Origin of the sequence: Aurantiacibacter sp. MUD61, from assembly GCF_027912455.1 — a bacterium.
In the GTDB taxonomy this organism is placed as follows: domain Bacteria; phylum Pseudomonadota; class Alphaproteobacteria; order Sphingomonadales; family Sphingomonadaceae; genus Alteraurantiacibacter.
Map to the genome: position 1 here is coordinate 1,192,073 of NZ_CP115446.1, position 11,515 is coordinate 1,203,587.

The window sequence follows — 11,515 nt, forward strand, 5'->3', positions numbered from 1 at the left end:
CAAAGGAACACTGAAATGCGCGCCACACCCGACTTCGATTTCGGCCTGACAGACGAAGCCCAGATGATTCGCGAAAGCGTCGCCCGCTTCGCCGACGAGCGCATTGCGCCGATGGCTGCAGAGATCGACGCAGCTGATCGCTTCCCTGAAGAGCTGTGGCCGGAAATGGGCGAGCTTGGCCTGCACGGCATGACCGTGAGCGAGGAAGATGGCGGCACCGGCCTCGGCTATCTCGAACACACGATTGCGATCGAAGAAATCAGCCGTGCAAGTGCTTCTGTCGGCCTATCCTACGGCGCCCATTCCAACCTCTGCGTCAACCAGATCGCGCGCTGGGGCAATGCCGAGCAGAAAGCAAAATACCTGCCCGGTCTCATTTCCGGCGAGCATGTGGGCAGTCTCGCCATGAGCGAACCTGCCGCCGGGTCGGACGTGGTCAGCATGAAGCTGAAGGCAGATAGTGTGCAGGGCGGATATCTGCTCAACGGCACCAAGTTCTGGATCACCAATGGCCATTATGCCGAAACGCTGGTGGTCTATGCCAAAACCGATCCGGCAGGCGGGTCCAAAGGCATCACCGCTTTCCTGATCGAAAAAGACATGGCGGGATTCTCGGTCGGGCAGAAAATCGAAAAGCTCGGCATGAAAGGTTCGCCCACCAGCGAGCTGGTCTTCGAAGATTGCCATGTGCCCGAAGAGAACGTGCTCGGCGAAGTGGGCAAGGGCGTGCAGGTGCTGATGAGCGGCCTCGACTATGAGCGTGTGGTGCTGTCGGGCGTGCAGCTCGGCATCATGCAGGCCTGCCTCGATACGGTCATCCCCTATGTCCGCGAGCGCAACCAGTTCGGCAAGCGCATCGGCGATTTCCAGCTGATCCAGGCGAAGGTCGCGGACATGTATGTCGCGCTGCAATCGGCGCGCGCCTATACCTATGCCGTTGCCAAGGCGTGCGACAATGGCAAGACGACACGCTTCGATGCAGCGGGCACAATCCTGCTTTCGAGCGAAAACGCATTCCGCGTCGCAGGCGAGGCTATCCAGGCCTTGGGCGGCGCGGGTTATACGACCGACTGGCCGGTCGAGCGCTATCTGCGTGATGCGAAACTGCTCGATATCGGCGCGGGCACGAACGAAATCCGGCGCATGCTGATCGGTCGGGAGCTGATCGGGGCGTAGGTTTCGCGAGAGCGGTCAGGGGGAAGAGCGTGGTCGATCAGATTGGCGGTACACCAGATCCGCGCAGCGGGATTCCCGACCTGACCGGGATCGATATCGAGAGCCTGCCTGATTTCCAGGGGGATCCGCTGTCGATCTATTACGAGCCGATGGAGACCGAGTCCTGGGCGCTCACCCGCTGCCCGTTCGTGGTGGCACTCGGATATTTCAGCGGCCTCCAGCGGGTCTGGAACCTGCCTGTCCTGACCCGCGGAACCGATGTCTGGATGTCGCTCGTCCCGATGGAAGTCGAAAGCCAGTGGATCGGTATCGACAATGCCAGCGGTCACACTGTCATCTGCGGGCTGGGAATGGGCTGGTCTGCCGCGATGACCGCCTTCCACCCGCTGGTGGAGCGGGTAACGGTGGTGGAGCGCGATCCCGAAATCATCGAGCTCAATCGCCGGATCGGCCTGTTCGATCGCCTGCCAGATGGATTGGGCGACAAGATCTCTGTTGTTGAAGGCGATGCTTTCACCTGGAAACCCGACGCCCCGGTCGACCTGCTGATGCCCGACATCTGGCTGGAAGTGGTGAGCGATGGCCGCGCCGGGGAAACGCGGCGCATGCAGGAAAATGTCGGCGCGAAGGGTGTATATTTCTGGGGGCAGGAGCTTGAACTGGCGCGCCACATCGTGCGCGATGGCAAGCCGATCACGGACGCGACGCTGGCAGAGCAGGCCGAAAAATTCCAATTGCCGCTGATCGGCCTCGACACCGAAGATTATGCCGAGAATACCAAGACGGCTGTCAGGCAATGGATGAAGGGGCGCTGGCTTGAAGGGACCGAAGTGCCCGATGACCTGCGCAGTCCGGCAGACGATATGGAGCCCAGCTAATGCCAGCCTACATCATCGCCCGCTTCCGCATCCATGATCGCGAAAGCTACGACAGATATGACGCGGCCTTCATGCCGGTATTCGCCAAATTCCAAGGCAAGCTGCTGAGCGTCGATGAGAACCCCGACGTCCTCGAAGGCGCGTGGGAATTCACCCGTTCAGTGCTGATCGAATTCCCCGACAAGGCCGCAGCGACCGCATGGATGACCTCACCCGAATACCGCGCCATTGCCAAGGACCGGATCAGTGCCAGCGAAGGGCAGGTGATTATGGTCGAGGGCCTTACTCCGCCTCTTGCCCCGACGGGCGGGTGACCCACCCCACATAGGCGAAGCGCCTGTCGGCAAACGCGCCTGAGGGAACGCACACTTCGCGCACCTCGTGCATCGCATAAGACGGGAAAAACACCGCCATATTGTCCTGCGGCTCGATATCCACGCTGGCCTTCTGGTCGAGCGCATACAGCCGCAAATTGCCGCCGCTGAAGGCTTTGGGCTGGTTGTGGGCATACCACACGAGGCTGATCAGCCGGTGGTTGTTGCGCGCATCGCCGCGACGAATATCGCGATGGGCTCGGAAGAAATCGCCGTCACCATGCGCGACGCAGTGCCCTTCGGTGGCGTAATTTTCCGGTATGACGACGCCGAGCGTATCGAGCACGTGCGACATGTGCTCCGCCACGATGTCCCACAGCGCATCGGCGTGCGGACATGACCGCGAACTGCTCATCGAGCGCCGGGCCGCCGCATTCACCCTTCGATCGCGATCGGCATCTTCGGGCACACCGCCCCGCACGAGGCTCGGCTCCATCCCGGCTTCTTCGGACTGCATGAAGTCCAGCATCGCCTGATGCAGCTTCCCAGGCAGGAAATCGGGAATGCACAGATGCGCGGGGATGCGCGAAAAGGCGGACTGTTCGGATGCCATGGTGGGGTGAGATACGGGAAGTCGCCTCGGCGCGACAATGAAATTTTGCGCATTTGCCAATGACCTTGCTATGGGCGCTCGCAAAGCGCGCGTTCCGACGCGCTGTGCCATCCAGGGAAGTGCCAAGACGAATGACTGCACCTGTTCTCACTTCGACACTCGACCGCGAAGCACCCGATGTGAAGGCGCGGTTCGAGCATAATAAAGGCCTCGCTGACGAGCTGCGCGAGAAGGTTGCCGAGGCTGCGCTGGGCGGGCCCGAGCGGCATCGCGAGAAGCATGTTGCGCGCGGCAAGCTTCTGCCGCGTGAGCGGGTGGAGCGCTTGCTCGATCCGGGCTCTCCCTTCCTCGAGATCGGCCAGCTGGCGGCGAACGGCATGTATGGCGGGGACGTCAACGGCGCGAGCATGATTGCCGGGATCGGACGCGTGTCCGGCAGGCAGGTGATGATCGCCGCGAACGATCCGACGGTGAAGGGCGGCTCCTACTACCCGATGACGGTGAAGAAGCACCTGCGCGCGCAGGAGATTGCGCAGCAGAACCGCCTCCCTTGCGTTTATCTGGTGGACTCTGGCGGGGCGAACCTGCCGTTCCAGGCCGAGGTCTTCCCGGACAAGGAGCATTTCGGGCGCATCTTCTACAACCAGGCGCAGATGTCCTCGATGGGCATTCCGCAGATCGCCTGCGTCATGGGCAGCTGCACCGCGGGCGGCGCCTATGTCCCTGCGATGAGCGACGAGAGCGTCATCGTGAAGGAGCAGGGCACGATCTTCCTAGCAGGACCGCCGCTGGTGAAAGCCGCGACGGGCGAGGAGATTTCCGCCGAGGACCTTGGCGGCGGGGCGCTGCATGCGAAGAAATCGGGCGTGGTCGATCACCTGGCCGAGAATGACGAACACGCGCTCACCGTGGTGCGCGATATCGTCAGCCACCTCGGCCACAATGAAGGTGCGAAGCTGGACATACGCGAGCCGCGTGCGCCCAAATTCGATGCGGACGATCTCTACGCTATCGTGCCCGAGGATGTGCGCGCGCCTTATGATGTGCACGAGGTGATCGCGCGCATCGTCGACGGCAGCGAGTTCCACGAATTCAAGCGCGATTACGGCTCCACGCTGGTCTGCGGCTTCGCGCATATCTGGGGCATGCCGGTGGCGATCCTTGCCAACAATGGCGTGCTGTTTTCGGAGAGCGCGCAGAAGGGCGCGCATTTCATCGAGCTCGCCTGCCAGCGCGGCATACCGCTGCTGTTCCTGCAGAACATCTCCGGCTTCATGGTCGGCGGGAAATACGAGGCGGAAGGCATTGCCAAGCACGGCGCGAAGCTGGTGACCGCTGTCGCTACCGCGCAGGTGCCCAAGATCACCGTGGTGATCGGCGGCAGCTTCGGCGCGGGCAATTACGGCATGTGCGGGCGGGCATACTCGCCTCGCTTCCTGTTCACCTGGCCCAATGCGCGCATCTCCGTGATGGGCGGCGAACAGGCCGCATCGGTGCTCGCCACCGTCCACCGCGATGCCGACAGCTGGACCGAGGAACAGGCCGAGGAGTTCAAGGCCCCGATCCGCCAGAAATATGAGGATGAAGGCAACCCTTACTACGCGACCGCACGGCTGTGGGACGACGGCGTGATCGACCCGGTGCAGACCCGCGACGTGCTGGGGCTGAGCCTGGCCGCGTGTCTGGAAGCGCCGATACCGGAGCGCCCGCAATTCGGCGTGTTCCGGATGTGACGATGGTTACGCTTAATGAAATTCTGAACAATTTTCACGAAAGCGCGCCACAGTCGCTTGGCATGGCTGCGATAAGTGACCTCGAGAAGCAGGGCGGCATATCCCTGCCCCGGCCTTTGCGCGTCATGCTCCAGAATTTCAACGGCGGCCAATTGAACATCGGGTATACGATTCAGTGGCCAGACAGTGGCTTCGTCGGCGGCTTCGGCGCAGCACATCTTGTGCAATTCTACGGCATCGACAGGGCGGAACACCTCTCGATCAGGCCGCTGCAGGACTATTTCGATGCCACCGGACACGCTGTTTCTGGAGTGCCTGCCAGCAAGTACGTCTTCGCCGATGACTGGGGCGGCAATCCCATGACCTTTGATGCTATCGACGGTTCGATCGGTTCCGTCGATCATGAGACCTTTGGCGAGCGTTTCACCGATCCGGAAACCCACTGGACCATCGCCGAAGATTTTGCAGACCTCTTTCAGAAATTGTTCCCAGCCGAATGACCAAAGACACTCTCTTCATCCTCGAACGCAGCTACACATCGGACGATGGCGGCGAGTTCTTTTGCCGCGATTGTGTCGAGATCGACGGGCTGCTCGCGCTCTTCCCGGAGCTGGCGGAAAAACTGGATATTGTCCGCGTCCCCTGGGCGAAACCGCGCAAGGCGGTCGTCGAGGCTCTTGGCGAAGACAACCAGAATTGCCCCGCTTTGCTGTTCGCGGAAGGCGGCTTCGTGAATACGCAGGATGATCTGCTCGCCGCGCTTCACAAAAGGCACGGTTTTCCGCTGCGCAATTCCTGAAGCGCATCTGGCGCGTTTGTGTTCGCCCAATGCGCGATCCGTTTCGACCAGCGACATGACGCACCCTTGCAGCCTTGGCCCCGCTCTCCGATAAACGACTACAGATGTAGTCTTTCGGAGAGTGTCATGAAATCAGTTGTTAACACCGCCACCGCACTGGGCCTCGCATGCGTCGCAATCGGCTGTTCCAACGTCCAGGCGCAGGATGAAGGCGGCTGGCAGAGCGCCACCTATCAAGGCGGATCGGAGCAGATCGTCGGTTCCGGTAATGTCATTCAGGAAACGCGGGACATCGGAGCTTTCCGCAATCTCCGGACTGTCAGCGCCGTCGATGTGGTGATCCGCCAGGGCGCAACGGCAGACGCAGTGATCGAGGCGGAAGACAATCTCGTCGATCTGGTAGAGCTGCGGATGGAAAATGACGGGACGCTGGTCGTCGATACGTCGGGCAGCTTTCGCAGCCGCAGGGGGCTGACTGTCTACCTGACCGTGCCTGAAATCGAGAGCGTTGGCATCGCTGGCAGCGGAGACGTGAGCCTCGAAGACTGGTCGGCTGACCGGCTCACGCTCAACATCGGTGGCTCCGGCGATATCCGGCTCGATGGCGATGTGCGCGATGTCACTGCGTCGATTGCCGGTTCGGGCGATATCGACCTGCGCCGCGCGCGAATCGAAGATGCCAGCGCGCGCATTGCGGGATCCGGCGATATCCGCCTTGCTTCGCTGCGCAATCTGCAGGCCACCATCAACGGTTCGGGCGATGTCGATGTCGATGATGTCGACACCATCCAGGGAGTGGTGAACGGCACCGGCGAAATTGAATACCGCTCCGCACGCACCGTGACAGGCCAGTTCGGTCGGTAAGGTAATCTCACCGCTGCGCAATTCCTGATCGGCTTCCGGAAACAAGCGCCCGCTTCTTCGTTGGCAAGGTCAATGAAGGAGATATCACAATGAACAAACTGACAATTCTTGCCGCCGCAGCCCCGCTTGCCTTGCTGGCAGCCTGCGGAGACAGCGATACCGAAGAGAGCATGGCGGATGACGATGCCACCATGGGCGAGACGGCAGCGAACGATACCGCTCCGATGGAAGGCGAAAACGCCGACACCGCAACCGCAGTCGCCGATGCCGGCGATTATTCGGGCGTCTACAGCTACACCGGGGAAGACGGCAATCAGACCGCCTTCCGCGTCAATAGCACCGACATGACCTATGAATACGTAGGAAGCGATGGCGAAATGCGCAGCGGCACCTATTCGGTCGCCGAGGATGGATATCGCCTGCAAGTATCCGACTGGTATGGCGAGCCGGCAAATTTCGCCATTTCCAACAATGAACTTGTGCGCCTGCAGGGCGATCTGGAAATGACCAACAGCATGACGGCCGAAGGTGAACGGTATGCGCGCGCGCAGGAAGGCGATGCCGTGTTCTCACGCTTCCCCGAACCCGGCAGCCCGGTTGCCCCGCAGGACTGATGCGCCTCACCATTGTCGCTAACAGTAGTAATCCTCGCCCCGGCTGCTAGGCAGTCGGGGGGAGAGATTATGAAAGAAACGCGAAAGGCCAGCCTGCTGTCCCGCATCGTCTGGCGCCTGCTCAAGGCCCTGTATGACAGTCAGGGCTTCAAGCTGGAAAACCATCCGCCGAAGCTGAAGAAATTCATCCTCGCCGGATCGCCGCACACGACCAATTGGGATTTCATCTATTTCGCCGGCGCCGTGCAGGAAGTCGGCATCATGCCCAGCTTCATCGGCAAGCACACGCTGTTCAAATGGCCGATGACCAACTTCATGCTCGATATGGGCGGCATGCCCGTCGATCGCAGCGCGCCGCGCGGCTACGTCAATACAGTGGTCGACAAGATCAAGGCGGCAGACGAGATCGCGCTGGTTATTGCACCCGAAGGCAGCCGTACCTCCGACGGGCGCTGGCGCAGCGGATTTTACCACATCGCGCTGGGCGCGGGCATTCCGATCGTTCCTGCATGGGTGAATCATGAGACCAAGGCCGCAGGGTTCGGCGATCCGGTCATGCCCTCTGGCGATTTCCATGCGGACCTTGCCAAAATCGCTGCCTATCTGAAATCCCGCAGGCCTGATTGCGAGCGCTTCGATGTCCTCGCCGCCCAGGCGCGCGGAGAGCTCGAAGCACCGGGAAAGAAACGTGACTGAGCTTATTCCCAATGCCCTGGCGCTGCTCGCCGCGATGGCCGTTCTGTGGCTGATAGCTGCGACAATTGGCAAAGTCAGCTTTGTCGATTCGGTCTGGGGTTTCTCCATGGCCGCGCTGGCAGCACTCTCGCTTTGGCGCGCCGACGAGCCGGGGACGGCCGCCTATCTGCTCTGTGGCATGACCGTGCTGTGGGGAGTGCGGCTTGGCATTCACCTGTTGCGACGCTTCCTCGGTGGCGGGGAGGACAGCCGCTACCGCAAGATACTCCCCGATCCGGACGACCGGATGAAATATGCGCTGACGGCGCTGTGGAAGGTATGGCTGCTGCAGGCCGTGCTGATCATGCTGGTCAGCAGCCCTGCGCAGCTTGGCATCCTCGGCGCCGAAAACCCTCAGGACGTGAATGCGCTCACCATCATCGGCCTTGCGCTTTATGCTGTTGGCCTGTTCTTCGAATGGGTGGGCGATTGGCAGCTCGCACGGTTCAAGGCTGACCCGGCGAATGAAGGCAAGGTGATGAATCAGGGCCTGTGGCGCTACACCCGCCATCCCAATTACTTCGGCGATGCCTGCGTGTGGTGGGGCATCTGGATCGTCGCTGCCGGGGTGGATACCGGCATCGCGCTCTGGACGGTCGCCGGGCCGATCTTCCTCACTTTCACGCTCGTCAAATGGTCGGGCGCAGCGCTCACCGAAAAGGGCATGCGCAAGAAATATGGCGAGGAGTTTGTCACCTACGTTGAGCGAACATCCTCCTTCATCCCCATGCCGCCAAAATCGGAAAGCTGACGAATGCTCGTGACACCGATGCGCTCGCGTGAGACAGGCTGAGCCGTGACTATCTGGATCGCCCGCTTCGCCCGTCTGCTGATCATACTCGGCGTGATTGCGACGATCGTTGCACTGGTCGCGGCGGACAAATGGTGGATCCGCAGTTTCGATTTCCCGCGCTTGCAGATCGCTGTTCTGCTGGTGTTGGCGCTCGCCACGCTATTCGTGCTGCGCGCGAAGCGGCTGGTGATCTGGAGCGCAATCGGCGTGCTCGCGCTCGCCTTCCAGCTTTACCAGATATTTCCCTACAGCGCGCTCGCGTCCAAGCAGGCGGTCGATGCCGAGCGCTGCGATCCGGTCAACGCGCTGTCGATTGTTTCGCTCAATGTCCTGCAGAGCAATACCGATTACCAGCGCACGATCGATTACGTGCTCAGCGCCGATCCGGACATTTTCCTGGCGATGGAGAATGACCAGGCGTGGACTGACGCGCTCTCCGCCGCGCTTGACGAGCGCTATCCGCATTCGATGAAAATCCCGCTCGATAACACCTATGGCATGGCGCTGTGGTCCCGCTTCGAGCTGGTGGGTGCCGAGCGCAATCAGCTGGCGGGGGGAGGCACGCCTTCGATCCGCACGCGCCTGCGCCGCGAAGATGGCAGCCTGCCGACCCTGTTCGCGGTCCACCCGCGCCCGCCGAGCCCCGGGCAGGATAGCGGCCAGCGCGATGCCGAACTGGTGCTGCTCGCCGATCTCGTTCGCGAATCCGGTCGTCCGACCGTTGTGATCGGCGATTTCAACGATGTCGGCTGGTCACGCGTGACCGAGACGTTCCAGCGCATCGGCCAGGTCGTCGATCCGCGCATCGGCCGCGGCTTCCACGCCACTTTCAACGCCCGCAATCCGCTGATGCGCTGGCCGCTCGATCACGTATTTCACACCGATGATTTCGGCGTGATACGCTTTGCTGTCGGCCCCGATGTGGGATCGGACCATTTCCCGCTCGAAGTGGATTTGTGCCAGCAGCGCGCGCGCTTTTCCGGGCAGCAGGCAGCGCCCGAATTGACCGAAGAGGCGATTGATGATGCGCGTGAAGAACTGGAGGCAGCTTCAAAGGGCGGCGAAGGACCAGATGCGGAAAACCTCACGCTTCCCGATGGCGATGAAGATGAGGCTTTCAGCCCTGTCGATTGAGCGCGTATTTCAGGCTGAAACCTATCAGCGCGCCTGACATCGCGATAATCAGACCTGCCCATAACCAGTGCGGCAGGAATAGCGCCTGCTCCATGATCGCCGTGTCAGACGGCATGGCGCGTCCAGCGATCACCCCGCCTTCGGAGAACAGATAATCCCAATCGCGGAACATGCTGAGCGCGGCGAGCACGCCGAGGAATTGCAGCGAAAAGCGCTGCAGCCACGCTTTGCCCTTCAGCGCAATCCAGCCCAGCCCTGCGGCGAGAAGCGGCAGGACGACCAGCCCGGTCAGGCTGCGCACCCAAATGAGGACGGATAGGGCGATGATCGCTGCAAGGCCCAGCAGGGCCGGTTTCCACCACTCGCGCCGACTGCTGGCTATGATCAGGCCTGCGCCAAATACGCTCGGACCGATCGGGCCTCCCGCTGCAATCAGAGCCCGCGATGGGGCGGAGAGCGGACCGCTCGATGTGCTTTCGGCATAGCCGGAGCCGTTTGGCAGGAGCACCAGCCTTTCGAAATCGAGGCCCAGAAGCATGGCGGTCAGGCCATGGCCCATCTCGTGAAACCAGGTGGTGAGAATGGTGAAGGGGAAAAGCAGGTAATTGCCAAACGGCAGTGCCGGCAGGGCGACAACCAGCACTCCGGCAAGCACCAGCCTGCCGACCTGTTCTTCCTGACTGCCTTTGCGGACGCCGTAATTCATGGGCGCTATATCGGTATCTCACCTGCCAAGGTGCAAGGCCTGTTCTACGAAGTGGTCTCCACAGGCCGACCGGCGGCGGTTCCCTCTTCGGTGCGCATTTCGAGCAATATGCCCCATCCGGCGAGGAACAATCCGGCAGCCATCGGGCCGACCACGATCCCGGCAATGCCCATCGCCGCGATGCCGCCCAGCGTGGTGATCAGGATCATCCAGTCGGGGATGCCGGTATCGCGGCCGACCAGGATTGGGCGCAATACATTGTCGACCATGCCGATGATCGCGACACCCGAAATCAGCACGACCACGCCTTGCCAGATATCGCCCATCGCCAGCAAATATGCGGCCACAGGCACCCAGACTATGGCGGGGCCGATGGCGGGCACAAGCGAGAATAGCGCAGTCAGCAGGCCAAGCAGCACGACCGAGGGCATTCCCGCGATCCAATAGGTGATCGAGCCGAGCAGGCCCTGCACCAGCCCCACCACGACCGAACCCTTGATTGTCGCGCGTACGATGGAGAGGAAACGCTCTGCCAGGCGCTGGGCTACATTGTTGGCGAGGGGCAGGTGGGCAAGCACGCGCTCGCCGATATCCTTGCCATCGCGCAGCAGGAAATAAACGACATAGAGGCCCACACCGAAGGAAAGCACGAAGCCCACCGCGCTGCCGGTGATGGCAAGCGCCTCGCGCGCGATCAGGCCGGATGATTCAAGCGCCAATTCCTGTGCGCGTTGCTGGGCGAGTTCGGCAGTGCCCAGCCCCTCCATATCGAGATTTTCGCGCACCACGTCGGGCAGGGCTCCGTGCACGGCATTGAACCAGCCGATGAGGTCGATTTCGCCGCGCTGGAAAGCCAGCACCACCGCAGTCGCCTGCTCCACGACCACGCTGCCGATAAACAGCGCAGGCAGGATCACCGCGAAAGTGATGACCAGCAGGGTCGCAATAGCCGCACGATTGCCGCCGCCGCCAAGCTTCCTGAGGAACCATTGGTACAGCGGCTGGAACATGATCGCCGCCAGCGTTGCAAACAGCAGCGGCGACGCGAACGGCCATGAAACGAAAACAAAGCCGGCGGTTACCAGCAGCAGGAACAGCAGATAGCCGCCGGTTTCCAGATTTGCGCGACTGCCTGCCGAATTCACGAAGCGCTCCG

General features: G+C 61.6%; 14 protein-coding genes. 11 read left to right on the forward strand and 3 right to left on the reverse strand.

Features of this window, described 5'->3' with window-relative positions; all coding sequences use genetic code 11:
* Positions 1 to 15 precede the first annotated feature (15 nt).
* Genes O2N64_RS05700 through O2N64_RS05710 form a run of 3 tightly spaced genes read left to right on the forward strand, consistent with a single transcriptional unit; the run spans position 16 to position 2,368 of the window.
* Complete coding sequence (locus O2N64_RS05700; RefSeq protein WP_271079314.1) at positions 16 to 1,176, forward strand: isovaleryl-CoA dehydrogenase; 1,161 nt, start codon at positions 16 to 18, stop codon at positions 1,174 to 1,176.
* A gap of 29 nt (positions 1,177 to 1,205) precedes the next feature.
* Positions 1,206 to 2,054, forward strand: a complete 849-nt coding sequence (locus O2N64_RS05705; protein ID WP_271079315.1) for a hypothetical protein — start codon at positions 1,206 to 1,208, stop codon at positions 2,052 to 2,054.
* Positions 2,054 to 2,368, forward strand: a complete 315-nt coding sequence (locus O2N64_RS05710) for a DUF1330 domain-containing protein (protein WP_271079316.1) — start codon at positions 2,054 to 2,056, stop codon at positions 2,366 to 2,368. Before O2N64_RS05705 ends, O2N64_RS05710 begins: the two co-directional genes overlap by 1 nt.
* Here the strand turns inward: O2N64_RS05710 and O2N64_RS05715 are convergent.
* A complete protein-coding gene (locus O2N64_RS05715) occupies positions 2,337 to 2,981 on the reverse strand; it encodes a 2OG-Fe(II) oxygenase (protein WP_271079317.1) in 645 nt (214 codons plus the stop codon). The genes O2N64_RS05710 and O2N64_RS05715 overlap by 32 nt on opposite strands.
* Positions 2,982 to 3,112: 131 nt before the next feature.
* Here O2N64_RS05715 and O2N64_RS05720 point away from each other — a divergent pair, with 131 nt between their 5' ends.
* The 8 genes from O2N64_RS05720 (at position 3,113) to O2N64_RS05755 (ending at position 9,653) form a co-directional block, all read left to right on the forward strand.
* Complete coding sequence (locus tag O2N64_RS05720; protein WP_271079318.1) at positions 3,113 to 4,714, forward strand: carboxyl transferase domain-containing protein; 1,602 nt, start codon at positions 3,113 to 3,115, stop codon at positions 4,712 to 4,714.
* Between the two features lie 2 nt (positions 4,715 to 4,716).
* Positions 4,717 to 5,214 (forward strand): SMI1/KNR4 family protein, encoded by a 498-nt coding sequence (locus O2N64_RS05725; RefSeq protein ID WP_271079319.1) that lies wholly within the window; start codon positions 4,717 to 4,719, stop codon positions 5,212 to 5,214.
* Complete coding sequence (locus O2N64_RS05730; protein WP_271079320.1) at positions 5,211 to 5,513, forward strand: DUF3088 family protein; 303 nt, start codon at positions 5,211 to 5,213, stop codon at positions 5,511 to 5,513. The genes O2N64_RS05725 and O2N64_RS05730 overlap by 4 nt, the downstream gene beginning before the upstream one ends.
* Positions 5,514 to 5,639: 126 nt before the next feature.
* Positions 5,640 to 6,377, forward strand: coding sequence for a GIN domain-containing protein (locus O2N64_RS05735; protein ID WP_271079321.1), 738 nt, complete (start codon positions 5,640 to 5,642; stop codon positions 6,375 to 6,377).
* Between the two features lie 89 nt (positions 6,378 to 6,466).
* Positions 6,467 to 6,991, forward strand: coding sequence for a hypothetical protein (locus O2N64_RS05740; protein ID WP_271079322.1), 525 nt, complete (start codon positions 6,467 to 6,469; stop codon positions 6,989 to 6,991).
* A 69-nt stretch (positions 6,992 to 7,060) separates the two neighbouring features.
* Positions 7,061 to 7,687: a 1-acyl-sn-glycerol-3-phosphate acyltransferase gene (locus tag O2N64_RS05745; RefSeq protein WP_271079323.1), complete on the forward strand. Its 627-nt coding sequence runs from the start codon at positions 7,061 to 7,063 to the stop codon at positions 7,685 to 7,687.
* Complete coding sequence (locus tag O2N64_RS05750) at positions 7,680 to 8,477, forward strand: DUF1295 domain-containing protein (protein WP_271079324.1); 798 nt, start codon at positions 7,680 to 7,682, stop codon at positions 8,475 to 8,477. The genes O2N64_RS05745 and O2N64_RS05750 overlap by 8 nt, the downstream gene beginning before the upstream one ends.
* Before the next feature lie 45 nt (positions 8,478 to 8,522).
* Positions 8,523 to 9,653 carry an endonuclease/exonuclease/phosphatase family protein gene (locus tag O2N64_RS05755; protein ID WP_271079325.1) on the forward strand — a complete coding sequence of 377 codons (1,131 nt, stop codon included), beginning with the start codon at positions 8,523 to 8,525 and terminating at the stop codon, positions 9,651 to 9,653.
* On the opposite strand, the gene O2N64_RS05760 is transcribed toward O2N64_RS05755, so the two are convergent.
* Positions 9,637 to 10,359 carry a M50 family metallopeptidase gene (locus O2N64_RS05760; RefSeq protein WP_271079326.1) on the reverse strand — a complete coding sequence of 241 codons (723 nt, stop codon included), beginning with the start codon at positions 10,357 to 10,359 and terminating at the stop codon, positions 9,637 to 9,639. The two genes, O2N64_RS05755 and O2N64_RS05760, sit on opposite strands and share 17 nt — an antisense overlap.
* 44 nt (positions 10,360 to 10,403) lie before the next feature.
* Complete coding sequence (locus O2N64_RS05765; RefSeq protein WP_271079327.1) at positions 10,404 to 11,504, reverse strand: AI-2E family transporter; 1,101 nt, start codon at positions 11,502 to 11,504, stop codon at positions 10,404 to 10,406.
* Positions 11,505 to 11,515: the final 11 nt, after the last annotated feature.